Source organism: Actinacidiphila alni, assembly GCF_900112845.1.
Taxonomy (GTDB): domain Bacteria; phylum Actinomycetota; class Actinomycetes; order Streptomycetales; family Streptomycetaceae; genus Actinacidiphila; species Actinacidiphila alni.
Genome location: NZ_FONG01000005.1, coordinates 162,194 through 186,746, shown reverse-complemented (window position 1 = coordinate 186,746; position 24,553 = coordinate 162,194). Strand labels below are relative to the sequence as shown.

General features: G+C 69.6%; 22 protein-coding genes and 4 tRNA genes. 5 read left to right on the top strand and 21 right to left on the bottom strand.

All coding sequences use genetic code 11. From position 1 onward, the window contains the following. Positions 1-26 precede the first annotated feature (26 nt). The 9 genes from BM076_RS10650 to BM076_RS10605 all read right to left on the bottom strand — a co-directional run bounded on the left by BM076_RS10650 (position 27) and on the right by BM076_RS10605 (position 12,280). A complete protein-coding gene (locus BM076_RS10650) occupies positions 27-3,926 on the bottom strand; it encodes a DNA-directed RNA polymerase subunit beta' (protein WP_093713197.1) in 3,900 nt (1,299 codons plus the stop codon). A 97-nt stretch (positions 3,927-4,023) separates the two neighbouring features. Further along, positions 4,024-7,509, bottom strand: coding sequence for a DNA-directed RNA polymerase subunit beta (gene rpoB, locus BM076_RS10645; protein WP_093713196.1), 3,486 nt, complete (start codon positions 7,507-7,509; stop codon positions 4,024-4,026). A gap of 604 nt (positions 7,510-8,113) precedes the next feature. Further along, on the bottom strand, positions 8,114-8,500 hold the full coding sequence (rplL, locus tag BM076_RS10635; RefSeq protein WP_093713195.1) for a 50S ribosomal protein L7/L12: 387 nt from the start codon (positions 8,498-8,500) through the stop codon (positions 8,114-8,116). 87 nt (positions 8,501-8,587) lie between these two features. After that, a complete protein-coding gene (rplJ, locus tag BM076_RS10630) occupies positions 8,588-9,148 on the bottom strand; it encodes a 50S ribosomal protein L10 (RefSeq protein ID WP_093713194.1) in 561 nt (186 codons plus the stop codon). Between the two features lie 333 nt (positions 9,149-9,481). After that, complete coding sequence (gene rplA / locus BM076_RS10625; RefSeq protein ID WP_093713193.1) at positions 9,482-10,207, bottom strand: 50S ribosomal protein L1; 726 nt, start codon at positions 10,205-10,207, stop codon at positions 9,482-9,484. 94 nt (positions 10,208-10,301) lie between these two features. After that, positions 10,302-10,736, bottom strand: coding sequence for a 50S ribosomal protein L11 (gene rplK, locus BM076_RS10620; protein ID WP_093713192.1), 435 nt, complete (start codon positions 10,734-10,736; stop codon positions 10,302-10,304). A 163-nt stretch (positions 10,737-10,899) separates the two neighbouring features. Further along, on the bottom strand, positions 10,900-11,748 hold the full coding sequence (gene nusG / locus BM076_RS10615; RefSeq protein ID WP_093713191.1) for a transcription termination/antitermination protein NusG: 849 nt from the start codon (positions 11,746-11,748) through the stop codon (positions 10,900-10,902). 77 nt (positions 11,749-11,825) lie between these two features. Beyond that, positions 11,826-12,110 carry a preprotein translocase subunit SecE gene (gene secE, locus BM076_RS10610; RefSeq protein WP_093713190.1) on the bottom strand — a complete coding sequence of 95 codons (285 nt, stop codon included), beginning with the start codon at positions 12,108-12,110 and terminating at the stop codon, positions 11,826-11,828. 97 nt (positions 12,111-12,207) lie between these two features. Further along, positions 12,208-12,280: transfer RNA gene (locus BM076_RS10605), tRNA-Trp, on the bottom strand. 244 nt (positions 12,281-12,524) lie between these two features. On the opposite strand from BM076_RS10605, the gene BM076_RS10600 reads away from it, so the two are divergent. Next, positions 12,525-13,763 carry a pyridoxal phosphate-dependent aminotransferase gene (locus BM076_RS10600; protein WP_093713189.1) on the top strand — a complete coding sequence of 413 codons (1,239 nt, stop codon included), beginning with the start codon at positions 12,525-12,527 and terminating at the stop codon, positions 13,761-13,763. Positions 13,764-13,862: 99 nt separating this feature from the next. Next, positions 13,863-14,909 (top strand): adenosine deaminase, encoded by a 1,047-nt coding sequence (locus tag BM076_RS10595; protein ID WP_093713188.1) that lies wholly within the window; start codon positions 13,863-13,865, stop codon positions 14,907-14,909. Here the strand turns inward: BM076_RS10595 and BM076_RS10590 are convergent. From BM076_RS10590 to BM076_RS10560, 7 genes are all read right to left on the bottom strand, one after another. Beyond that, complete coding sequence (locus BM076_RS10590; RefSeq protein WP_093713187.1) at positions 14,899-15,966, bottom strand: UDP-N-acetylmuramate dehydrogenase; 1,068 nt, start codon at positions 15,964-15,966, stop codon at positions 14,899-14,901. The two genes, BM076_RS10595 and BM076_RS10590, sit on opposite strands and share 11 nt — an antisense overlap. 28 nt (positions 15,967-15,994) lie before the next feature. Continuing rightward, positions 15,995-16,558: a TetR/AcrR family transcriptional regulator gene (locus BM076_RS10585; protein ID WP_177246399.1), complete on the bottom strand. Its 564-nt coding sequence runs from the start codon at positions 16,556-16,558 to the stop codon at positions 15,995-15,997. A 78-nt stretch (positions 16,559-16,636) separates the two neighbouring features. Further along, positions 16,637-17,065: a MaoC family dehydratase gene (locus tag BM076_RS10580; RefSeq protein WP_093713186.1), complete on the bottom strand. Its 429-nt coding sequence runs from the start codon at positions 17,063-17,065 to the stop codon at positions 16,637-16,639. Next, entirely contained in the window at positions 17,065-17,526 is a 462-nt protein-coding gene (locus tag BM076_RS10575) for a MaoC family dehydratase N-terminal domain-containing protein (RefSeq protein ID WP_093713185.1), read from the bottom strand. Before BM076_RS10575 ends, BM076_RS10580 begins: the two co-directional genes overlap by 1 nt. Before the next feature lie 159 nt (positions 17,527-17,685). Beyond that, complete coding sequence (gene rpmG, locus BM076_RS10570) at positions 17,686-17,850, bottom strand: 50S ribosomal protein L33 (protein ID WP_004571794.1); 165 nt, start codon at positions 17,848-17,850, stop codon at positions 17,686-17,688. 86 nt (positions 17,851-17,936) lie between these two features. Then, positions 17,937-18,009, bottom strand: a tRNA-Met gene (locus tag BM076_RS10565). Positions 18,010-18,054: 45 nt separating this feature from the next. Beyond that, a tRNA-Thr gene (locus BM076_RS10560) sits at positions 18,055-18,127 on the bottom strand. Positions 18,128-18,437: 310 nt separating this feature from the next. On the opposite strand from BM076_RS10560, the gene BM076_RS10555 reads away from it, so the two are divergent. Together BM076_RS10555 and BM076_RS10550 are read left to right on the top strand one after the other, a co-directional pair. Beyond that, entirely contained in the window at positions 18,438-19,847 is a 1,410-nt protein-coding gene (locus BM076_RS10555) for an amidohydrolase family protein (protein ID WP_107416949.1), read from the top strand. A 9-nt stretch (positions 19,848-19,856) separates the two neighbouring features. Further along, positions 19,857-20,519 (top strand): NAD(P)H-binding protein, encoded by a 663-nt coding sequence (locus BM076_RS10550; protein WP_093713183.1) that lies wholly within the window; start codon positions 19,857-19,859, stop codon positions 20,517-20,519. 2 nt (positions 20,520-20,521) lie between these two features. Here BM076_RS10550 and BM076_RS10545 read toward each other — a convergent pair whose 3' ends face one another. Both BM076_RS10545 and BM076_RS10540 read right to left on the bottom strand, forming a co-directional pair. Beyond that, positions 20,522-21,367, bottom strand: a complete 846-nt coding sequence (locus tag BM076_RS10545; RefSeq protein ID WP_093713182.1) for a MerR family transcriptional regulator — start codon at positions 21,365-21,367, stop codon at positions 20,522-20,524. A 112-nt stretch (positions 21,368-21,479) separates the two neighbouring features. Next, positions 21,480-21,561, bottom strand: a tRNA-Tyr gene (locus BM076_RS10540). Positions 21,562-21,784: 223 nt separating this feature from the next. On the opposite strand from BM076_RS10540, the gene BM076_RS10535 reads away from it, so the two are divergent. Next, positions 21,785-22,273 (top strand): YajQ family cyclic di-GMP-binding protein, encoded by a 489-nt coding sequence (locus BM076_RS10535; protein ID WP_093713181.1) that lies wholly within the window; start codon positions 21,785-21,787, stop codon positions 22,271-22,273. A 99-nt stretch (positions 22,274-22,372) separates the two neighbouring features. On the opposite strand, the gene BM076_RS10530 is transcribed toward BM076_RS10535, so the two are convergent. The 3 genes from BM076_RS10530 to BM076_RS10520 all read right to left on the bottom strand — a co-directional run bounded on the left by BM076_RS10530 (position 22,373) and on the right by BM076_RS10520 (position 24,550). Further along, the gene (locus tag BM076_RS10530) at positions 22,373-23,038 is read right to left on the bottom strand and encodes a hemerythrin domain-containing protein (protein ID WP_093713180.1); all 666 of its coding nucleotides are present in this window, start codon (positions 23,036-23,038) and stop codon (positions 22,373-22,375) included. Between the two features lie 114 nt (positions 23,039-23,152). Continuing rightward, a complete protein-coding gene (locus BM076_RS10525; RefSeq protein WP_093713179.1) occupies positions 23,153-23,605 on the bottom strand; it encodes a peroxiredoxin in 453 nt (150 codons plus the stop codon). A 51-nt stretch (positions 23,606-23,656) separates the two neighbouring features. Then, positions 23,657-24,550, bottom strand: coding sequence for a MarR family winged helix-turn-helix transcriptional regulator (locus BM076_RS10520; protein WP_177246398.1), 894 nt, complete (start codon positions 24,548-24,550; stop codon positions 23,657-23,659). Positions 24,551-24,553: the final 3 nt, after the last annotated feature.

The window sequence follows — 24,553 nt, the reverse complement described above, 5'->3', positions numbered from 1 at the left end:
GCACTGCGACGACGGGACGACGCCGACTAGCCGTTGTACGGGCCGTAGTCGTAGTCCTCCAGCGGGACGGCCTGGCCGGAGCCGGTGCCGAACGGGCTGTAGTCGATGTCGTCGTAGCCGACGGCCGAGTACATCGCGGCCTTGGCCTCCTCGGTCGGCTCCACCCGGATGTTGCGGTAGCGGGCGAGGCCCGTACCGGCCGGGATCAGCTTGCCGATGATGACGTTCTCCTTCAGGCCCAGCAGCGAGTCCGACTTGGCGTGGATCGCCGCGTCGGTCAGCACCCGGGTCGTCTCCTGGAAGGAGGCGGCCGACAGCCAGGACTCCGTGGCCAGCGACGCCTTGGTGATACCCATCAACTGCGGACGGCCGGAGGCCGGGTGACCGCCCTCGGACACCACACGGCGGTTCTCGGTCTCGAACCGGCCGCGCTCGACCAGCTCGCCGGGCAGCAGCTCCGCGTCGCCGGACTCGATGATCGTCACCCGGCGCAGCATCTGCCGGATGATGATCTCGATGTGCTTGTCGTGGATCGACACACCCTGCGAGTTGTAGACCTTCTGCACTTCCTGCACCAGGTGGATCTGCACCTGGCGCTGGCCGAGGATCCGCAGCACGTCGTGCGGGTTGGTGGCACCGAAGGTCAGCTTCTCGCCGACCTCGACGTGGTCGCCCTCGCCCACCATCAGCTTGGCGCGCTTGGAGATCGGGTAGGCGATCTCCTCGGCACCGTCGTCCGGGGTGACGACGAGCTTCTTCGTCTTCTCGGTCTCCTCGATCCGGACCCGGCCGGACGCCTCGGAGATCGGGGCGACACCCTTCGGGACCCGGGCCTCGAACAGCTCGACGACACGCGGCAGACCCTGCGTGATGTCGTCACCGGCCACACCACCGGTGTGGAAGGTACGCATCGTCAGCTGGGTGCCGGGCTCACCGATCGACTGGGCGGCGATGATGCCGACCGCCTCGCCGATGTCGACCAGCTTGCCGGTGGCCAGCGAACGGCCGTAGCAGTACGCGCAGGTGCCGACGGTCGACTCGCAGGTCAGGATCGAACGGGTCTTGACCTCCTCGACGCCGTGCCGCACCAGCTGGTCGATCAGCACGTCACCGAGGTCGACGTTGGCCGGCGCGATGACCTTGCCGTCCACCACGACGTCCTCGGCGAGCATGCGGGCGTAGACGCTGGTCTCGACGTCGTCCGTCTTGCGCAGCGTGCCGTCCGCGGCGCGCTCGGCGATCCGCAGCTTCAGACCGCGCTCGGTGCCGCAGTCCTCCTCGCGGATGATCACGTCCTGCGACACGTCCACCAGACGACGGGTCAGGTAACCCGAGTCGGCGGTGCGCAGCGCGGTGTCGGCCAGACCCTTACGGGCACCGTGGGTGGAGATGAAGTACTCCAGCACGGACAGGCCCTCACGGAAGGACGCCTTGATCGGACGGGCGATCGTCTCGTTCTTGGCGTTCGACACCAGACCTCGCATACCCGCGATCTGACGCATCTGCATCATGTTTCCGCGGGCCCCGGAGTCCACCATCATGAAGATGGGGTTGGTCTTCGGGAAGTTCGCGTTCATCGCCACGGCCACCTCGTTGGTCGCCTTGGTCCAGATCGCGATGAGTTCCTGGGTGCGCTCGTCCTTGGTGATCAGACCGCGCTCGTACTGCTTCTGGACCTTCTCGTCCTGGGCCTCGTACGACGCGATGATCGCCTTCTTGGCCTCCGGCACCACGATGTCGGTGACGGCCACGGTCACGCCGGACCGGGTCGCCCAGTGGAAGCCCGCCGCCTTCAGGTTGTCGAGCGTCGCCGCCACGATCACCTTCGGGTAGCGCTCGGCGAGGTCGTTGACGATCTCGGAGAGCTGCTTCTTGCCGACCGCGTAGTCCACGAACGGGTAGTCCTCGGGCAGCAGCTCGTTGAAGAGCGCCCGGCCCATGGTCGTGCGCAGCCGGAAGCTGTCGCCGACCTGGTACGGCTCCTCGCCCTCCACCGGCTCCGGCGGGGTCCAGCCGCGCGGCGGGACGGTGCCCACCGGGAAGCGGATGTCGACCTTCGCCTGCATGGACAGCTCGCGCGCGTCGAAGGCCATGATGGCCTCGGCGGTCGAACCGAACGCCCGGCCCTCGCCCTTGACCTCGCGCTCCTCGGAGTCCGTGGTCAGGAAGAACAGGCCCAGCACCATGTCCTGGGTCGGCATGGTGACCGGCCGGCCGTCGGCCGGCTTGAGGATGTTGTTCGAGGACAGCATCAGGATGCGGGCCTCGGCCTGCGCCTCCGCGGACAGCGGCAGGTGCACGGCCATCTGGTCGCCGTCGAAGTCCGCGTTGAACGCGGTGCAGACCAGCGGGTGGATCTGGATGGCCTTGCCCTCGACCAGCTGCGGCTCGAAGGCCTGGATGCCCAGGCGGTGCAGGGTCGGCGCGCGGTTCAGCAGCACCGGGTGCTCGGCGATGACCTCTTCGAGCACGTCGTACACGACCGTGCGGCCGCGCTCGACCATGCGCTTGGCCGACTTGATGTTCTGCGCGTGGTTGAGGTCCACCAGGCGCTTCATCACGAACGGCTTGAAGAGCTCCAGCGCCATGGCCTTGGGCAGGCCGCACTGGTGCAGCTTGAGCTGCGGGCCGACGACGATCACCGAACGGGCGGAGTAGTCGACGCGCTTGCCGAGCAGGTTCTGCCGGAAGCGGCCCTGCTTGCCCTTGAGCATGTCGGACAGCGACTTCAGCGGACGGTTGCCGGGGCCCGTGACCGGGCGGCCGCGGCGGCCGTTGTCGAAGAGCGCGTCCACGGCCTCCTGGAGCATGCGCTTCTCGTTGTTCACGATGATCTCGGGGGCACCGAGGTCGAGAAGCCGCTTCAGGCGGTTGTTGCGGTTGATCACGCGGCGGTACAGGTCGTTGAGGTCGGAGGTCGCGAAGCGGCCACCGTCCAGCTGCACCATCGGACGCAGGTCCGGCGGGATCACCGGGACGCAGTCCAGCACCATGCCGTTGGGCTTGTTGGTGGTCTGCAGGAACGCGGAGACGACCTTGAGGCGCTTGAGCGCACGGGTCTTCTTCTGGCCCTTGCCGGTGCGGATGATCTCGCGGAGGCGCTCGGCCTCCTCCTCCAGGTCGAAGGACTCCAGGCGCTTCTGCAGCGCCGCGGCACCCATCGAGCCCTGGAAGTACGTGCCGAAGCGGTCGCGCAGCTCGCGGTAGAGCAGCTCGTCGCCCTCCAGGTCCTGGACCTTGAGGTTCTTGAAGCGCGCCCACACCTCGTCGAGCCGGTCGATCTCGCGCTGCGCGCGGTCGCGCAGCTGCTTCATCTCGCGCTCGGCGCCCTCGCGGACCTTGCGGCGGACGTCGGCCTTGGCGCCTTCGTTCTCCAGCTCGGCCAGGTCGGCTTCCAGCTTCTTCTGCCGGCCCTCGACGTCGGCGTCACGGCGCTGCTCGACCTGCTGGCGCTCGACGGAGACCTGGGCCTCCAGCGACGGCAGGTCGCGGGTGCGGCGCTCGTCGTCCACCCACGTGATCATGTACGCCGCGAAGTAGATGACCTTCTCCAGGTCCTTCGGGGCGAGGTCGAGCAGGTAGCCCAGGCGCGAGGGAACGCCCTTGAAGTACCAGATGTGCGTGACGGGCGCGGCCAGCTCGATGTGGCCCATCCGCTCGCGCCGCACCTTGGCGCGAGTGACCTCGACGCCGCAGCGCTCACAGATGATGCCCTTGAAGCGGACCCGCTTGTACTTGCCGCAGTAGCACTCCCAGTCCCGGGTGGGGCCGAAGATCTTCTCGCAGAAGAGCCCGTCCTTTTCCGGCTTGAGGGTGCGGTAGTTGATGGTCTCCGGCTTCTTCACTTCGCCGTGCGACCAGGTACGAATGTCGTCCGCGGTGGCGAGGCCGATCCGCAGCTCGTCGAAGAAGTTGACGTCGAGCACTGTGTCGTCAATCCCTCTCAGGGTTGATTCTCAAATGGTCTGAACGGGTCGTGGGGGCCGCCCGGCTCCTCTTCCAAGGGGGCCGGGCGGCAACCCGTCAGACCTCTTCGACGCTGCTCGGCTCGCGCCGGGACAGGTCGATACCGAGCTCTTCCGCGGCGCGGAACACGTCCTCGTCGGTGTCCCGCATCTCGATGGACATGCCGTCCGAGGACAGCACCTCCACGTTGAGGCAGAGCGACTGCATTTCCTTGATGAGCACCTTGAAGGACTCGGGAATGCCCGGCTCGGGGATGTTCTCGCCCTTGACGATGGCCTCGTAGACCTTCACGCGGCCGAGCACGTCGTCGGACTTGATGGTGAGCAGCTCTTGGAGGGCGTAGGCAGCGCCGTACGCCTCCAGCGCCCACACCTCCATCTCGCCGAATCGCTGACCGCCGAACTGCGCCTTACCACCGAGCGGCTGCTGGGTGATCATCGAGTACGGGCCGGTGGACCGGGCGTGCAGCTTGTCGTCCACCAGGTGGTGCAGCTTGAGGATGTACATGTAGCCGATCGAGATCGGCTCCGGGAACGGCTCGCCGGAGCGGCCGTCGAAGAGCCGGGCCTTGCCGGACGGCAGGACCATGCGGTCGCCGTCGCGGTTCGGGATCGTCGACTCGAACAGGCCGCGGATCTCGTCCTCGCGGGCGCCGTCGAAGACCGGGGTGGCCACGTTGGTGCCGGGCGCGACCTGGTCGGCGTCGATCGCCTGGAGGCGGCGGGCCCACTCCTCGCCGATGCCGGAGACGTCCCAGCCCTGCTTGGCGAGCCAGCCGAGGTGGATCTCCAGCACCTGTCCCGGGTTCATCCGGGACGGGACGCCGAGCGGGTTGAGGATGATGTCGACCGGGGTGCCGTCCTCGGTGAACGGCATGTCCTCGACGGGCAGGATCTTGGAGATGACGCCCTTGTTGCCGTGCCGGCCGGCCAGCTTGTCGCCGTCGGTGATCTTCCGCTTCTGCGCCACGTACACGCGCACCAGCTGGTTGACACCGGGGGGCAGCTCGTCGCCCTCCTCGCGGTCGAAGACGCGGACGCCGATGACCTTGCCGGTCTCGCCGTGCGGCACCTTCAGCGAGGTGTCACGGACCTCACGGGCCTTCTCGCCGAAGATCGCGCGCAGCAGCCGCTCCTCCGGGGTCAGCTCCGTCTCGCCCTTGGGCGTGACCTTGCCGACCAGGATGTCGCCGGCCACCACGTCGGCGCCGATCCGGATGATCCCGCGCTCGTCGAGGTCGGCGAGGACCTCCTCGGAGACGTTGGGGATGTCCCGGGTGATCTCCTCCGGGCCGAGCTTGGTGTCCCGGGCGTCGACCTCGTGCTCCTCGATGTGGATCGAGGAGAGGACGTCGTCCTGGACCAGCCGCTGGCTGAGGATGATCGCGTCTTCGTAGTTGTGGCCCTCCCAGGGCATGAACGCCACCAGGAGGTTCTTGCCGAGGGCCATCTCGCCCTCGTCGGTGGACGGGCCGTCGGCCAGCACCTGGCCGACCACGACCCGGTCGCCCTCGTCCACGACGACCTTCTGGTTGAAGGAGGTGCCCTGGTTGGAGCGGGAGAACTTGGCGACCCGGTACGTGGTGTACGTGCCGTCGTCGTTGGTGATGGTGACGTAGTCCGCGGAGACCTCCTGGACCACACCGTCCTTCTCGGCCTTGATGACGTCGCCGGCGTCGACCGCGCAGCGGTACTCCATGCCGGTGCCGACCAGCGGCGCCTCGGCCTTGATCAGCGGTACGGCCTGGCGCATCATGTTCGATCCCATGAGCGCGCGGTTGGCGTCGTCGTGCTCCAGGAACGGGATCATCGCGGTGGCGACCGACACCATCTGGCGCGGCGAGACGTCCATGTAGTCGACGTCGTCGCCGGGGATGTAGTCGATCTCGCCGCCACGTCGGCGGACCAGCACGCGGGACTCGGCGAACCGCAGGTTCTCGTCGAGCGGCGCGTTGGCCTGCGCGATCACGAAGCGGTCTTCCTCGTCCGCGGTCAGGTAGTCGACGTCGTCGGTGACGACGCCCTCGACGACCTTGCGGTACGGGGTCTCGACGAAGCCGAACGCGTTGACCCGGCCGTAGGAGGCGAGCGAGCCGATCAGGCCGATGTTCGGGCCTTCGGGGGTCTCGATCGGGCACATCCGGCCGTAGTGCGACGGGTGCACGTCGCGGACCTCGAAGCCGGCCCGCTCACGGGACAGACCGCCGGGGCCCAGCGCCGACAGGCGGCGCTTGTGGGTCAGGCCGGACAGCGGGTTCGTCTGGTCCATGAACTGCGAGAGCTGGCTGGTGCCGAAGAACTCCTTGATGGAGGCGACGACCGGCCGGATGTTGATCAGGGTCTGCGGCGTGATCGCCTCGACGTCCTGGGTCGTCATCCGCTCGCGGACCACGCGCTCCATACGGGCCAGACCCGTACGGACCTGGTTCTGGATCAGCTCGCCGACGTTGCGCAGGCGGCGGTTGCCGAAGTGGTCGATGTCGTCGACCTCGACCACGATCTGCGAACCGTTGTCGCCACTGGTCTCGGTCTCACCGGCGTGCAGCTTCACCAGGTACTTGATGGTGGCGATGATGTCGTCGGTGGTGAGGACGCCGGCGTCCAGGGGCGCGTCGCTGCCGAGCTTCTTGTTCACCTTGTAGCGGCCGACCTTGGCGAGGTCGTAGCGCTTGGGGTTGAAGTAGAGGTTCTCCAGCAGGGTCTGCGCGGCCTCCTTGGTCGGCGGCTCGCCCGGACGCAGCTTGCGGTAGATGTCGAGCAGCGCGTCGTCCTGGCCCTGGGTGTGGTCCTTCTCCAGGGTGGCGCGCATCGACTCGTAGTCGCCGAACTCGTCCAGGATCTGCTCGGTGCTCCAGCCGAGCGCCTTGAGCAGCACGGTGACCGACTGCTTGCGCTTGCGGTCGATGCGGACACCGACCATGTCGCGCTTGTCGATCTCCATCTCCAGCCAGGCACCCCGGGACGGGATGATCTTGGCGGAGAAGATGTCCTTGTCGGACGTCTTGTCGATCTGGCTGTCGAAGTAGACACCCGGCGAGCGGACCAGCTGCGAGACGACGACACGCTCGGTGCCGTTGATGCAGAAGGTGCCCTTGGAGGTCATCAGGGGGAAGTCGCCCATGAAGACCGTCTGGGACTTGATCTCGCCGGTCTCGTTGTTGGTGAACTCGGCGGTGACGAAGAGCGGGGCGCCGTAGGTGAAGTCGCGCTCCTTGCACTCGTCGAGCGAGTTCTTCGGCGGCTCGAAGCGGTGGTCACGGAACGTGAGGGACATCGACCCGGAGAAGTCCTCGATCGGGGAGATCTCCTCGAAGATCTCCTCCAGACCGGACTTCCTGGGGACGTCCTGCCCACTGTCCAGGGCCGCCTCGACGCGGGCCTTCCACGCGGCGTTGCCGAGCAGCCAGTCAAAGCTCTCGGTCTGGAGCGCGAGGAGGTTCGGAACTTCGAGCGGTTCACGGATCTTCGCGAATGAGATGCGCAGCGGGGCGGTGCTTGCGCCGTTGTTCGAATTGGTGGTCGAGGCGTTGCGCGAGGCGGCCAAGAGGGGGTCCTTCCGAGGGCTCGGACTCACTACGCGCATACCGGTCCGCCCCTGAGCGTACGAAGAAAGCCCTGATGGGAGACTTCTTCAGCAGTGCTCAGACGTGGGCATGCCGCTGGTGACGGGCCAGGCAGCAGCTAACAGGCAGCGCAAAGGGTCAGTGTAGCCACTCGGCACACTGATGTCCAGGCAGAGATTCGGAGTACCGAATCATCGCCCCCTCGCCCGTCGTGCGGATCCCGCCTCGGAACCGGATCCGCGCCTGCGCCATGCATTCCCGCATCTCCCCCGATCCATGCATCCAACCCGGATCGAAGTCTCGACGCGTCCTGAGAATTGCGCGCCGCGTGCGGTTCGTCAAGGCCCTGGCCTGCCGGACATGCTCACAGCCCCGCCGGCAGCCCCGCCCGTGACCAGGCGTCCGTAGGCGTTCGGGTGCCGGTCCCGTGCGGGAACGATCACCTTAACCGCACGCCCGTACCGGACCGCGGCAAGGACGCGGGAACGACCGAGGGCGGCCACCCGGATGGGTGACCGCCCTGCGGCTGTCCGGCCCCCTGGGGGCCCGGACGGGGTACTGCGGCGCTGCGGGTGCAGCGGGGTGTTACTTGACCTCGACCGAGGCGCCGGCGCCCTTGAGGGACTCGGCGGCCTTGTCCGCGGCGTCCTTGGCGACCTTCTCCAGGACGGGCTTGGGGGCGCCGTCCACGAGGTCCTTGGCCTCCTTCAGGCCGAGCGAGGTCAGCTCACGCACGACCTTGATGACCTGGATCTTCTTGTCACCGGCGGCGGTCAGGATGACGTCGAACTCGTCCTGCTCCGGGGCGGCCTCGACGGCGGCGGCAGCGCCACCACCGGCGACGGCGGCGGCGACGGGGGCGGCCGCGGTGACGTCGAACTTCTCCTCGAAGGCCTTCACGAACTCGGAGAGCTCGATGAGGGTGAGGGTCTCGAACTGCTCGAGCAGCTCGGCCTGGCTGAGCTTCGCCATGATGGCGGTCCTTCCACTAATTCGGCTGGTGCCGGGTGTACACGAATCGGCGGGCGTACTCGGTGCCCGCTGGGCTGCGGGAGCGTCTTACTCCGCGGCCTCGGCGGGAGCCGGCGTACCGGCACCGCCCTGCTCGGCCTCCTGCTTGGCACGAAGCGCTTCCGCGGTGCGGACGAACTTCGACGGGAGCGCCTGGAAGAGCGCGGCAGCCTGCGACTGCTTGGCCTTCATGGCGCCCGCCAGCTTGGCGAGCAGCACCTCGCGGGACTCGAGGTCCGCGAGCTTCTTGATCTCGTCGGCGGACAGCGCCTTGCCGTCAAGGACACCGCCCTTGATGACGAGAGCGGGGTTGTCCTTGGCGAAGTCGCGCAGACCCTTCGCCGCCTCGACCGGGTCACCGGTCACGAAGGCGACGGCCGACGGACCCGCGAACAGGTCGTCGAGCGTGCTGATCCCGGCCTCGTTGGCCGCGATCTTGGTCAGCGTGTTCTTCACCACGGCGTACGTGGCGTTCTCACCGAGCGAACGGCGCAGCGTCTTGAGCTGCGCCACGGTGAGACCGCGGTACTCGGTCAGCACTGCGGCGTTCGAGGCGCGGAACTGATCCGTCAACTCGGCAACCGCGGCAGCCTTGTCGGGCCTCGCCATGAGTCTCGGCCTCCTTCCGGGTGATTGCGGACCGCACGGAATGAAGGGGACTTGGCAAAATACGAACGCCCCGGCGCAGGCGCACGGGGCGTGACTCGACGGAAAGAACTTCCGCGCGGCGGAAATCTCTTCCGGAGTCCATCCACGATCACCTGCGCGGGTCGTCCGCAGTGAGCGGATCCTTCGGCCGCCACGCCCCTTCGGGGCACGGCAACGACCAGCGGTCTTTGGCTTCTCCGCAAGCGTACGGGAGGGGCCGGGGGAAAACCAAATCCGGCCCCCGTGCGCGGAGCACGGGGGCCGGATGCGGTCACTCGGAGACCGGGGTCGTCATCAGACGGACGCCGGGTCCTCCTCGACGAGGAGGTTGCGGGTGCGGTTGGGGTCGACCTGGATGCCGGGGCCCATGGTGGTGCTCACGGCGGCCTTCTTGATGTAACGGCCCTTGGCCGCGGACGGCTTGAGCCGCAGGATCTCGTCCAGCGCCGCCGCGTAGTTCTCCACCAGCTTGGTCTCGTCGAAGGAGACCTTGCCGATGATGAAGTGCAGGTTCGAGTGCTTGTCGACGCGGAACTCGATCTTGCCGCCCTTGATGTCCGTGACAGCCTTCGCCACGTCCGGGGTGACCGTGCCGGTCTTCGGGTTCGGCATCAGGCCACGCGGGCCGAGCACGCGGCCGAGGCGGCCGACCTTGCCCATGAGGTCCGGGGTGGCGACGACGGCGTCGAAGTCCAGCCGGCCCTTGGAGACCTCGTCGATCAGTTCGTCGGAGCCGACGATGTCGGCTCCCGCGGCTTCCGCGGCCGCAGCACGGTCACCGGTCGCGAAGACCAGGACCCGGGCGGTCTTGCCGGTGCCGTGCGGAAGGTTCACGGTGCCGCGGACCATCTGGTCGGCCTTGCGCGGGTCCACACCCAGGCGGAAGGCGACCTCGACGGTCGAGTCGAACTTGGTGGTCGCGGTGTCCTTGGCGATGCGGACGGCCTCGAGCGGGGCGTACAGGCGCTCCGCGTCGATCTTGGTGTCCGCAGCGCGGAGAGACTTGCTGCGCTTGCTCACTTGCTGCTCCTGATTACTCGTGTTGGGAGTCGTGGTGCGGGCCGAGCAGGCCCTGCCACAGAGGGGTTGCCACCCCTCGACGCGCTGGGGGCTGTCAGCCCTCGACCGTGATGCCCATGGAGCGGGCGGTGCCGGCGATGATCTTCTCGGCGGCGTCCAGGTCGTTGGCGTTCAGGTCGGGGAGCTTCGTCGTGGCGATCTCCCGCACCTGGTCGCGGGTGAGCTTGGCGACCTTCTTCACGTGCGGCTCGCCGGAGCCCTTGTCGACGCCCGCGGCCTTCAGGATCAGCTTGGCCGCCGGCGGGGTCTTGGTGATGAAGGTGAAGGAACGGTCCTCGTAGACCGTGATCTCCACCGGGATCACCATGCCGCGCTGCGACTCGGTCGCCGCGTTGTAGGCCTTGCAGAACTCCATGATGTTCACGCCGTGCTGGCCCAGCGCGGGGCCGACCGGCGGGGCCGGGTTGGCCGCACCGGCGTTGATCTGGAGCTTGATCAGCCCCGTGACCTTCTTCTTCTTGGGAGGCATTGCTCTCTCCGGGTCCTGTTGAGAGTGTTCGTGCCTGCGTACAGGCATACCGCACCACTTTAGCGGGTATTACGCCGCATCCTGAAACCGGCCGGTGGCCGGGGTACGCGAGCGGCCCCCGTACGACGGAAACCGCCGGACGGGGGCCGCTGGGAAGACCGTGTCAGTTCTTCTGGATCTGGTCGAAGCTCAGCTCGACCGGGGTCTCGCGGCCGAAGATCTCGACGAGTCCCTTGACCTTCTTCGAGTCCGGGTTGATCTCGTTGATCGTCGCCTGGAGGGTGGCGAAGGGGCCGTCGGTGACGGTGACCGAGTCGCCGACCTCGAAGTCCAGCACCTGGACCTCGACCTTGCGGGGCTGGGCGGTGCCCTCCGCGATGGCGGCGGCCTCGGCCGCGGCCTCGACCTCGGGGGCGAGCATCTTGACGATCTCGTCCAGCGTCAGCGGGTACGGGTCGTACGCGTTGCCGACGAAGCCGGTGACACCGGGGGTGTTGCGGACGACGCCCCAGGACTCGTTCGTCAGGTCCATGCGCACCAGCACGTAGCCGGGGAGCTTGTTCTGCCGAATAGTCTTGCGGTCGCCGTTCTTGATCTGGACGACTTCTTCCTGGGGGACTTCCGCCTGGTAGATGTAGTCCTCGACGTTGAGCGAGACGGCGCGCTGCTCCAGGTTGGACTTCACGCGGTTCTCGTAGCCGGCGTAGGTGTGGATCACGTACCACTCGCCGGGCAGGGTGCGCAGCTCCTCGCGGAAGGCGGCGACCGCGTCCACGACCGGCTCGGCGGGCGCCTCCGCGGTGTCGGCAGCCTCGTCGTCCGCGGCCTCGTCGCCGTCCGCGTCGTCCGCTTCGGTGACATCGGCTTCCGCGTCGGCTTCTGCGGTCTCCGCGGCCTCGGCCGCTTCCTCCGTGGGCCCGTCGGTCTCGCCGTCGGCGGCCTCGACGAGGTCGAGCGCGGTGTCGTCGCCCTCAACGGTTTCGTCGGCGTCGTACACGTTCGGGTCAGACACGGTGACTGCTTCTTCCTGACTTCAAGGGGTGGAACATGCGGACGGGCGCTGCGTTGACCGGCGGCGCCCCCGCGGGATCAGCCGAAGACGTACGAGACGAGCTTCGAGAATCCCCAGTCAACCACGCTGACGAAGGCGATGACGGTCACAACGAAGACAATCACCACTGTGGTGTACGTGATCAGGTCGTTGCGATTCGGCCAGACCACCTTGCGGAGTTCCGCGACGACCTGCCGGTAGAAGAGCGCCAGCCGGCCGAGGGGGCCCTTCTTGCCGCGCTTGCCACCGCGACGGGGCTTCTTGGCCTCGTCCTCGGACGTGTCAGGCTCGGGGGCCTCGACGGAGTCCGTGATCTCAGTCACTACGTCCTCACCTGACTCCGGGTCGTGGCCGTGTCGCGCCCGTCGCGCGGTACGGCGAGTGCTTTACCTGCCCACGTCCGTCGGGTGACGTGTGGAGCAGGGTCGGAGGGACTCGAACCCACAACCGCTGGTTTTGGAGACCAGTGCTCTACCAATTGAGCTACGACCCTTTGCGACTCCCCCAACGTACCGCAGGAACGTGCCCCAGCGGTGCCGGTGGGAAGGCCATCGACGGATGAGTGTACGTGTTCGTCGCCGGTCCGTCGAACGGCTTGCGCCCGATCAGGTTCCGGCGGCGCCCCGTTCGGCATTTCGTCCGGTTGCCGGCGCCGTCACGTCCACGTTTCGGGAGGGCCCGGGTCCACCTGTCAAACCCGGGTGCCGGGCGTCCGCGGGTTCTGGGAGCATGCAGTCATGAGCGCAGCTACTCCTCCCGTACAGTCCCCCACCGACCGTCGGGTCTCGGCCCGCGTCGGGTCGATCTCCGAGTCCGCGACGCTGGCCGTCGACGCCAAGGCCAAGGCCCTCAAGGCCGCCGGGCGTCCGGTCATCGGGTTCGGCGCGGGAGAGCCCGATTTCCCGACGCCCGGCTACATCGTCGAAGCCGCGGTGGAGGCGTGCCGCAACCCGAAGTACCACCGCTACACCCCGGCCGGCGGTCTGCCGGAGCTGAAGCAGGCGATCGCCGACAAGACGCTCCGCGACTCCGGCTACGCGGTCGAGGCCGCCAACGTGCTGGTCACCAACGGTGGCAAGCAGGCCATCTACGAGGCGTTCGCCGCGATCCTCGACCCGGGTGACGAGGTCATCGTGCCCGCCCCGTACTGGACCACCTACCCCGAGTCGATCCGGCTCGCGGGCGGCGTCCCGGTCGAGGTCGTCGCCGACGAGACGACCGGCTACCGGGTCTCGGTCGAGCAGCTGGAGGCGGCCCGCACCGAGCGCACCAAGGTCGTGCTGTTCGTCTCGCCGTCCAACCCGACCGGCGCCGTCTACAGCCCCGCCGACACCGAGGCGATCGGCCGCTGGGCCGTCGAGCACGGCCTGTGGGTGCTGACCGACGAGATCTACGAGCACCTGGTGTACGGCGACGCGGCCTTCACCTCGCTGCCCACGGTGGTGCCCGAGCTGCGCGACAAGTGCATCGTCGTCAACGGGGTGGCGAAGACGTACGCCATGACCGGCTGGCGGGTCGGGTGGATCGTCGGCCCCAAGGACGTGATCAAGGCCGCGACGAACCTCCAGTCGCACGCCACCTCCAACGTCTCCAACGTGGCGCAGGTCGCCGCGCTGGCCGCCGTCTCCGGCGACCTGGACGCGGTCGCCGAGATGCGGGCCGCCTTCGACCGGCGCCGGCAGACCATCGTGCGGATGCTCAACGAGATCGACGGCGTCGTCTGCCCGACCCCGGAGGGCGCGTTCTACGCCTACCCGTCGGTGAAGGCGCTGCTCGGCAAGGAGATCCGCGGCAAGCGCCCGGCCGACTCCGTGGAGCTGGCCGCGCTGATCCTGGACGAGGCCGAGGTCGCGGTCGTCCCCGGCGAGGCGTTCGGCACCCCGGGCTATCTGCGGCTGTCCTACGCGCTCGGCGACGAGGACCTGGTCGAGGGCGTCTCGCGGCTGCAGAAGCTGCTGGGCGAGGCCACGGACTGACGGTCCTCCCTTCGGGAATCCTTCGGTTGTGATTTCGAGCAAGCCCCCGTTCGGAGAAAGTGGTACCGGACGGGGGCTGTCGTATAGCAGGATCTTGGAATGGCACGCGAAGTCCGTCGGCTCCCCAAAGCACATCTGCACCTGCACTTCACCGGCTCCATGCGCCCGAGCACCCTGCTGGAGCTGGCGGACAAGCACGGCGTCCACCTGCCCGAGGCGCTGACCTCGGGCGAACCGCCCAAATTGCGGGCCACCGACGAGCGCGGCTGGTTCCGCTTCCAGCGGCTGTACGACATCGCCCGCTCGTGCCTGCGCACCCCGGAGGACATCCAGCGGCTGGTCCGCGAGGCCGCCGAGGAGGACGCGGCCGACGGCTCCGGCTGGCTGGAGATCCAGGTCGACCCGACGTCGTACGCGCCGCGGCTCGGCGGGCTGATCCCCACCATGGAGATCGTGCTGGACGCGGTGGACAGCGCCTCGCGGGAGACCGGGGTCGGGATGGCCGTGGTGATCGCCGCGAACCGTATGAAGCACCCGCTGGACGCCCGTACGCTGGCCCGGCTCGCGGTCAGGTACGCCGACCGGGGCGTGGTCGGTTTCGGGCTGTCCAACGACGAACGGCGCGGTCTGGCGCGGGACTTCGACCGGGCCTTCGCGATCGCCCGGGACGGCGGGCTGCTCGCCGCCCCGCACGGCGGCGAGCTGGCGGGCCCCTCCAGCGTCCGGGACTGCCTGGACGACCTGCACGCGGGCCGGATCGGGCACGGGGTGCGCGCCGCCGAGGACCCGCGGCTGCTGCGCAGGCTCGCCGACAAGGGCGTCACCTGCGAGGTCTGCCCCGCCTCCAATGTCGCGCTCGGCGTCTACGACAAGGCCGAGGACGTACCGCTGCGCACCCTGTACGAGGCCGGGGTGCCGATGGCGCTCGGCGCGGACGACCCGCTGCTGTTCGGCTCCCGGCTGGCGGCGCAGTACGACATCGCCCGCGACGCGCACGCCTTCACCGACGCCGAACTGGCCGAGCTGGCACGGCAGTCGGTACGGGCGTCGCGGGCGCCGGAGGAGGTACGGGACCGGCTGCTGGCCGGGATCGCGGAGTGGGAGGCCGAGCCCGCGGACGCCGCTGCCGGAGGCTCTACAGGCTGACGCCCACCAGCACGGGCTCGTTGACCAGGGTCACCCCGAAGGCGGCGCGCACGCCGTCGCGCACCTCGCGGGCGAGCGCGAGCAGGTCCTCGGTGCTGGCGCCGCCGCGGTTGGTGAGCGCCAGGGTGTGCTTGGTGGAGATCCGGGCCGGGCCGCTGCCGTACCCCTTGGTGAAGCCCGCCTTGTCGATCAGCCACGCCGCCGGGACCTTCACCAGGTCCTGGCCGCCGTCCTCGCCCGCCGGGAAGGACGGCGGCGCGGTGTCCGGGCCGAGCCTGTCCTTGGCGCGCTCGACGAAGGCGGCGTGCTCGGGGGCGGTCAGCACGGGGTTGGTGAAGAAGGAGCCGGCCGACCAGGTGTCGTGGTCGGCCTCGTCCAGCACCATGCCCTTGCCGGCGCGCAGCGCGAGCACCGTGTCCCGCGCCTTGTCCAGCGGCACCCGGTCGCCGGGCTCCACGCCCAGTACCCGCGCGGTCTCCGCGTACTTCACCGGCGCCGACAGCCCGTCCGCGTCCTCCAGGCCGAAGCGGACCCGCAGCACGACGAAGCGGTCCGGCTCCGCCTTGAAGCGGCTGTTGCGGTACGAGAAGGCGCACGCGTCATTGGTGAGGGTGACGGTCTCGCGCGCCTTCCGGTCGTACGCGACGACCTCGGTGATGGTGCTGGAGACCTCCTGGCCGTACGCGCCCACGTTCTGGATCGGGGTCGCGCCCGCCGAGCCGGGGATGCCGGCCAGGCACTCCACGCCCGCCAGGCCCGCCTCGACCGTCCGCGCGACGACCGCGCTCCAGGTCTCGCCGGCGGCGGCCTCCAGGGCGGTGCCCGTCAGGGTCACACCGCGGGTAGCGATCCGCAGCGCCGTCCCGGCGAAACCGCGGTCGGCGACGACGAGATTGCTCCCGCCGCCGATCACCAGCAGCGGCTCCCCCGCCGCGTCGGCGGCGGCCACCGCGGCCACGACGTCCTCGTCCGTCCGCGCCGTGACCAGCCGGTCCGCGTCCCCGCCGAGCCGGAAGGTCGTCAACGGCGCGAGCGGGGCCTTCTCGTATACGTCCACCGGATCAGCCTAGGGCCTGTCCGCCGGGTCACTTGGGCCTGGCCGCCTGGTAGAAGCCCTCCCAGATGCGGTGCTCGGCCGGAAAGCCCAGCGACACCAGGGTGTTGACGAGCATGCCGTACGCCAGGAAGGTCGTCGTGTCGTCGATGTTCGCGCCCAGCTCGATGTGCACGGTGTCCCACAGCGCCTGCCACCCGGCGCGGACGGAGACGCCGAATTCGTGGTCGCCGGACGCCTCGGCCGCGGCGACCGCGACATAGATCTGCATCTGCATCAGCAGCCGTTCCGGATCCTCGTGGATCAGCTTCTGATACGCGGTCGCCATCGCCTCCAGCTTCTCCTGGGGGTCCTGGCTGCCGGACTCCTCGGCGGCGTCGACGAAGACCTTGCGGGTGGTCTCCATGCAGTGGTCGGCCGCCGCGAGGAACATGGCCTGTTTGTTCGGGAAGAGCCGGAAGAGATACGGCTGCGAGACGCCCACGCGGCGGGCGATCACCTCGGTGGAGGTGCCGTGGTAACCGCCGCGGGCGAATTCGCTCATCGCCGCGCGGACGACGCTCTCGCGCCGCTCGTCTGCGCTCATCCTGACCATGCCGACTAGGTTAGTGGTCCATAACTAACCTAGTCAACCCATGGGACGCTTCTCGTGCGTCGTCCGATGTCCTCCGGCTCAGGCGAGCCGGACCACCGCGCGGGACATGCCGAGCACCTTCTGGTCCGCCGAGGTGGCGACGAGGTCGACCCGGACCTGACCGTCGTCCAGCTTGGCGGCGACCTTGGCGCTGACCTCGATGACCGCGCCCTTGTCGTCGTTCGGCACGACGACCGGCTTGGTGAAGCGCACCCCGTACTCCACGACCGCGCCCGGGTCGCCGGCCCAGTCGGTCACCACCCGGATCGCGGACGCCATGGTGAACATGCCGTGCGCGATGACGTCGGGCAGGCCGACCTCGCGGGCGAACTTCTCGTTCCAGTGGATCGGGTTGAAGTCGCCGGACGCGCCCGCGTACTGCACGAGCGTGGCGCGGGTCACCGGGAAGCTCTGCGCGGGCAGTTCGTCGCCGACCTCGACGTCCGCGTATCCGATCGTCGCCGCCATCAGGCGCCCTCCCCGTCCTGGGCCGCGCGGGCGACCAGCTTCGTCCAGGCGGTCACCACGTGCGCGCCGGACGCGTCGTGGACCTCGCCGCGGATGTCGATGATGTCGTTGCCCGCGAGCGACTTGACCGCCTCGATGGTGGAGGTGACCGTCAGCCGGTCGCCGGCCGTCACCGGGCGCGTGTAGGCGAACTTCTGGTCGCCGTGCACGACGCGGCTGTAGTCCAGGCCGAGTTCGGGGTCCTGGACGACCTGGCCCGCGGCCTTGAAGGTGATCGAGAAGGCGAAGGTCGGCGGCGCGATGACATCGCGGTGGCCGAGCGCCTTCGCCGCCTCCGGATCGGTGTACGCGGGGTTGGCGTCGCCGACCGCCTCGGCGAATTCGCGGATCTTCTCCCGGCCGACCTCGTAGGCGGGGGTGGGCGGATAGCTCCGCCCCACGAAGGACTGGTCCAGAGCCATCGGCACCTCCGGTGCGGGACGTGTGTGCTGATTGCGTGCGGTGATTCCGTGCGGTGATTCCTGTGCCGAATCCCGTGCGCGGCCAATGCCGCGAGGCCGCCCCCGGCGACGGGGACGGCCTCGCGGTACTGCTACGGCCTGATGTGCGAGCGGGCTGCGTCAGCGCGTTTCGCGGTGCGCGGTGTGCGCGTTGCAACGCGGGCAGTGCTTCTTCATCTCAAGACGGTCCGGGTCGTTGCGCCGGTTCTTCTTGGTGATGTAGTTCCGCTCCTTGCACTCCACGCAGGCCAGCGTGATCTTCGGGCGGACGTCGGTGGCGGCCACGTGAGTGCTCCTTGACGAACGGGGGTGATTTGAACATGAGAATAGTAGCCGATTGAGGGACCGATCCCACAATCGGCTACGGAGAGTAGCGGCGACCGGACTTGAACCGGTGACACAGCGATTATGAGCCGCTTGCTCTACCGACTGAGCTACGCCGCTTCGACGAACTGGCCCCCGCCTGGCGGCGGGGAACCGATCCATCAGAGCCCCAATACGGAATCGAACCGTAGACCTTCTCCTTACCATGGAGACGCTCTACCGACTGAGCTATTGGGGCGAGCGAGGAAGACATTACACGGTCCGCAGCGATACGTGAAATCCGTATCGGGCAGGGCACATCGGGCGTCGTGGAGCCCGCGGACCCGGCGCGGCGTCCGGCCCCGCGGCCCGCCCCCGGGCGCTCCGGCGACGCGCCCCCGACGTCCTCGCGGCGCGCCCGCGCGCGACCCCTCCGGTACGACTAATGCCCTCCTGTGCCTTCCTGCGAGGTGTGTGCCGTGCTGACCCCTAGGCTCTGCTTTGCGTGATCTTGTGCCTTGCGTGACCTTGCCTCCCGCCGCCCGCCCTGCACGCACCGGAGGAGCGCGATGACCGACAGCCCTCGCGACAGTGCCCGCGGCACCGCCGCGGAAACCACCACCCTGCTGCTGTGCGGCGCCCGGCTGACCGACGGCCGGACCGTGGACGTACGGCTCAGCGGCTCCCAGATCGAGGCGGTCGGCACGGCCGGCAGCCTCGCGCCCGCCGCTTCCCCCCGTACCCCGTCGCACGCGCCCGATGCCCGGGCCAACGGCGCCCGTACGGATTCGCGTACGGATCCCCGTACCGCTTCACGTGCCGATTCCCGTAGTGACGCCCGCGCGGATTCCCGCGCCGCCGCCCGCGCGGACTTCCGTACCGACTCCCGTGCGGGCGACGGCACCCGGATCGACCTGCGCGGCTATCTGCTGCTGCCCGCGCCCGCCGAGCCGCACGCGCACCTGGACCTGGCGCTGACCGCGGGCGCCGCGGGCCCGCCGTCCGACGACCCCGCCGATGTGCAGCGCCGCGCCACCGAGGCCGCGCTCCTCCAACTCGGCCACGGCGCCACGGCGGTGCGCAGCCACGTCCGGATCGGCGACGTCCAGGGGCTGCTCGCGCTGGAGGCCGTCCTCCAGGCGCGGCGGGCGCTGCGCGGCCTGGTCGAGGTGCAGGCCGTCGCCGTACCGCGGGTGCTGACCGGCGCGGCCGGCGCCAACGGGCTGGCGATGCTGCGCGACGCGCTGAAGATGGGCGCCACGGTGGTGGGCGGCTGCCCCGATCTCGATCCCGACCCGAGCGGGTACGCCGAGGCCGTCGTCTCGCTGGCCGGCGAGTTCGGGGTGCCGGTCGATCTGCACACCGCCGCCGACGATCCGGGCCGGCTGGCCCGGCTCGCCGCGATGGCGGGCGGGCTGCGGCCGGGCGTCACGCTCGGGCCGTGCCAGGGCCTGGCCGCGCTGCCGCCGGAGGCCGTCGACTGCGCGGCGCAGCGGCTGGCCGCCGCCGGGATCTCGGTCACCGCGCTCCCGCAGGGCGGCTGCGGCGGTCTCGGCTCGGCCCGGCGCGACGCCGCGCTCACCCCGGTGCGCCGGCTGCGCGCGGCGGGTGTCCGGGTCACCGCGGGCAGCGGCGCGCTCGGCGACCTCGCCAATCCGGTCGGCCGCGGCGACCCGTTGGAGGCCGCCTTCCTGCTCGCCTCCTACGGCGAGTGCGGCGCGGCGCAGGCGTACGACACGGTCAGCGGCCGGGCCCGCGCCGTCCTCGGGCTGCCGGAGGTACGGGTCGAGGCCGGCTTCCCCGCCGAGCTGCTCGCGGTGCGCGGGGACGGTGTCGAGGGCGTTCTCTCCCTCGCCTACAGCCGGATCGTCATCCACCGCGGCCGGGTGGTCTCCCGTACCAGTGCGGTGCGCGAATACTGCGACTCGGCGAGCGAGGCCGTCCTCGACCTCCCCCGCCAGTCGCACCGCGAGGCGTAGCGTCGCGGTATGCGCATCGTGATCGCTGGTGGACATGGACAGATCGCCCTGCGGCTGGAGCGTCTGCTCGCCGCGCGGGGGGACAGCGCGGCCGGGCTGATCCGCGACCCCGCCCAGGCCGACGACCTGCGGGCGGCCGGGGCCGAACCCGTGGTGCTCGATCTGGAGTCGGCCGGGGTCGAGGAGGTGGCCGCGGCCCTGGCCGGCGCCGACGCCGCCGTCTTCGCGGCCGGCGCGGGCGCGGGCAGCGGCGCCGAGCGCAAGCAGACCGTGGACCGCGGCGCGGCCGTACTCTTCGCCGACGCCGCCGAGCGCGCCGGGGTCCGCCGCCACCTCGTCGTCTCCTCGATGGGCGCCGACGCCGACGCCTCGGGCAGCGACCCCGTCTTCGCCGCGTATCTGCGGGCCAAGGGCGCCGCCGACGACGACATCCGGTCCCGTACGGGCCTGGACTGGACGGTCCTGCGCCCCGGCGCCCTCACCAACGACGCGGGCAGCGGCCTGGTCCGTCTCTCCCCCACCACCGGCCGCGGCGCCGTCCCCCGCGACGACGTCGCCGCCGTCCTCGCCGAACTCCTCCACACCCCCGCCACCGCCGGCCTCACCCTCGAACTCGTCTCCGGCAACGACCCCGTCCCGGCAGCGGTCCGCGCCGCCGCCGGGACGTCCTGAGGTCAGATCCGGACCACCGGCTGCTGGAGTTCGGTCACCCACGCGTCCCGGTCGTCCGGGCACTCCAGGCTGACCTCGCGCGGATAGCCGTCCGCGCGGTAGCCGTTGTCGTCGATCCAGCGGGCCAGCGCCTGCACGGTGGGCAGTACCGCGTCCATCGACCCGCGGTGCACGACGGTCGCCGCCTGCGCGACCTCCGGCAGGTCCCGTACGCGGAAGGGGCCGTCGTCGCGCAGCGGCCCGGCGACCTGGACGGCGGCGTGGACGGTGATCCGCCCGTCGGCCCCGCCGGCGGTGTCCCCGGCGTCCCCGGTGTCCTCGTACAGGGCGACGCCCGGTCCCGCCAGGTCGACCCGCGCCGCCGCCAGCTGGCGGAACAACTCCTCGTAGAGCGGCCCGATCACGGGCCCGATGTCCTCGGGCTCGTAACTCGGGGCGATCCCGGTCAGCTCCGCCACCCGCACCGCGGGCACGCTCTTGAGCACCACATCATTGGTCGGCATGCGTCCCTCACTCTCGATTGCCCGGAGCCTCGCCTCGACCTGGGCCAGTCGCGCTTCCGCCGCCGCCATCGCCGTCTCCAGCTCGGCCCGCCGCAGCCGCAGCATCCCCCGCAGCTCCTCGGCGCCGACCTTCTCGTCCACGATGTCCCGCACCTGCCGCAGGGTGAACCCCAGATCCTTGAGCGCCACGATCCGGTTCAGCCGCGCCAGCTGCGCACCCTCGTAGGAGCGGTACCCCGTGCCGGCATCCACCCGCACCGGCCGCAGCAACCCCATGGCGTCGTAATGCCGCAGCATCCGCACCGACACCCGGCCGTGCCGGGCGAAGTCCCCGATTCCGAACATGACCCCTATCCGACCGCCTGACACGGTGTGAGAGTCAACCCGCCGCTTCTCCCCGGAACGACCAAAGGGGCCCGCGCCCAGCAAAAAAGCTGGTCACAGGCCCCTCAAGGTGTGGCGGCACGTGGATTCGAACCACGGTAGGCTAAGCCGACGGATTTACAGTCCGCTCCCATTGGCCACTCGGGCATACCGCCATGGGACGACGCCCGCGGATCCGCTGGTGGGCGGGGTGCCGGGGCGACGACGTAAACGATACCCGATGCGCGGGGGTGGTCCGCCACCGGATTGATCAGTGGCGGGCGTCGCGACCCCGGCAAGATCCACACGGCAGGCCCTAGTCTTTGGGGATGGTGGTCCGGGGACGGGCCGCTTTTGTGATGGAAGACAGGCACGCGACACGCAAGGAGCCCACTGAAGATGGCCGACTCCAGTTTCGACATCGTCTCGAAGGTCGAGCGGCAGGAGGTCGACAACGCCCTCAACCAGGCCGCCAAGGAGATCTCGCAGCGGTACGACTTCAAGAACGTCGGGGCCTCGATCGCCTGGTCGGGCGAGAAGATCCTGATGGAGGCGAACTCCGAGGAGCGGGTGAAGGCGATCCTGGACGTCTTCGAGACCAAGCTGGTCAAGCGCGGGATCTCGCTGAAGGCGCTGGACGCGGGCGAGCCGCAGTTGTCCGGCAAGGAGTACAAGATCTTCGCGTCGATCGAGGAAGGCATCTCCCAGGAGAACGCCAAGAAGGTCGCCAAGATCATCCGGGACGAGGGTCCCAAGGGCGTGAAGGCCCAGGTGCAGGGTGACGAGCTGCGGGTCAGCTCGAAGAGCCGGGACGACCTCCAGTCGGTGCAGGCGCTGCTCAAGGGCAAGGACCTGGACTTCGCGCTGCAGTTCGTCAACTACCGCTGACGGCAAGGACCCGGCGGGGCGTGTGCGCGTCCCACCGGGTCCAGGCGTGCGGCCAGACGTACGGCCGGGTGTGCGGCAAGGAGCGAGCCGCGTCGGCCGTCAGGCTTTGCCGTACTCCACCGACCAGGGGTTCAGCTCGGCGTACTGCTGCTTCCACGCGTTGCGGTACTGGGCCGCGAGCGGCGGCGGGAAGATGGCGAGCACCTCGGCCGTACGCTCCGGGGTGGCGCCGTCCAGCAGCCAGGGGATGTAGCGCGGCGCGAGGCCGAGGCCGATCTGATTGCGCTGGCTGTCGGCGAACAACGCCCAGTCGGCCGGGGAGAGTTCGCGCTCGATGAGCGGCAGCGCGGCATCCTCCTCGTGGGTGAGGTGGGCGTTGATCTCGGTGGCGAAGGCGTCGACGGTGTCGCCGAGGCCGGCGTGGCCGCCCTCCTGGTCGGCGAGGGCCGCGTCGATCGCCGCGATCAGCGGGTCGATGCGGTCGTGCTCGGCCTCCATCGCGTCGAGGAGTTCGAGGTCGTCGTCGCGGCCGGCGAACTGGCCGCGCAGCTTCGGCCACAGCACGTCGTCCTCGGCCGAGTGGTGGATGGTCAGGAACCGCTTGAAGAGGTCCCAACCGAAATGGGTCGCGGTGAGCCGGGTCGGGTCGTCGCCCGTGACGGCGGCGGACTTGGCGATGATCGCCACATCGCGCCGCAGTCCGTCGTGGAAGGCGTACATCATCGTCAGGTCGACGTATTCGCCCGGCTGGTGCGGAGTGGTCATCAACATGTCTCCCTGGAACTGAAGTTGCCAGTGGATCAGTAGGAACCCGCCACACCGAGGCTATAGTCAGCCCGGAGAATCGTCAATCTGTATATCTATCTCGCACTTGAACCATTACTGGAGCTGCTTGACGACCTTCAGCGCGTCCTCGATGTGCCCGCCGATGTTCATCTGCGAGGAGAAGGCGTGCCGGATGACGCCCTCGCGGTCGATGACGAAGGTGACCCGGCCGGGCATGACGCCGCCGAGGCTGGTCGCGCCGTACTGCTTGCGCACGGCCTTGTCGGTGTCCGCGAGCAGCACGAACGGCAGCCCGTGCGCGCCGGCGAACTGCTCATGGGTGGCGACCGAGTCGGAGCTGACCCCGATCACCTCGGCGCCGGCGTCGGTGAAGCTCTCGTAGCTGTCGCGGAAGGTGCACGCCTCGGTGGTGCAGCCGCGGGTGTTGTCCTTGGGGTAGAAGTACAGCACCACGACCTTCTCGCCGAGGAAGTCGCCGAGGCTGACGGGCTTGCCGGACTGGTCGGGCAGGGTGAAGTCGGGTGCCTTGGTGCCGACTTGGAGCATGCTCACGGTGATACCTCCAAAATGAGGAAGCGATGTGGGGGAAAAGCGTGATCAGACGTCCGCGCGCAGCAGCTTGGTGAGCAGCGCCTTCAACTCGGCCCGCCCTTCGGTGCCCAGGGTGCGGCCCATGTCCGCCTCCGCCGCCTCGACGGCCCGCCGGGCGGTGGCCAGCGCCGTACGGCCCGCGTCGGTCAGCCGCAGGGCGTAACGGCGGCGGTCGGCCGGGTCGCGCTCGCGCACCACCCGGCCCGCGCTCTCCAGGTCGTCGACGATTTGCAGGATCGCCTGCTCGCTGATGCCGAGCCTGCGGGCGAGCAACTGCTGCGAGCAGGCGTCGTCCGCGAGAACCGTGAGCGCCCCGAAGTGCCGTGCTTGCAGGCCGACATCGGTCAGCGCGTCCTCGATGCGGCGCCGGACGAAATGGTGCGACTGGGCGATCAGCGAGCCCGTACGGAACACGCCGTCGGCGGCGGGCGTACGGGCCAGCAGGGTGCCGAGCAGCGCGTCGAGACGGGCCCGCTCGGCGGGGTCGAGGGCGGCGGTGAGGCGGTCGTCGCCCGCGGCCATCGCGGGCTCCATCGCCTTGACGGCGCTGCGGCCGTCGTCGGTGAGGGCCAGGACGTACGAGCGGCGGTCGCCGGGATTGCGGGCCCGGGTGACCTGCCCGGCCCGCTCCAGACGGTCGATCAGCTTGACCATGGTGGTGCGGTTGATGCCGAGGCGCTCGCCGAGGTCCTGTTGCGAGTACGCGGCGGGCGCGGTGAGGGCGTCGAGGATCTGGAAGTCGCGGGCGCCGGCCGCGCCCTCGCCCCGGCCGTCGCCGAAGTCGGGCGCGAGGCGGTTGGCGCGGATGTACGCGCGGCGCAGCAGATGCGCCGCGTATTCGGCGAGGGCGGGCGGGAGTTCCGCGTCCGCGGTCTCGACACTGAGCGCGTAGTCGTCCACCGG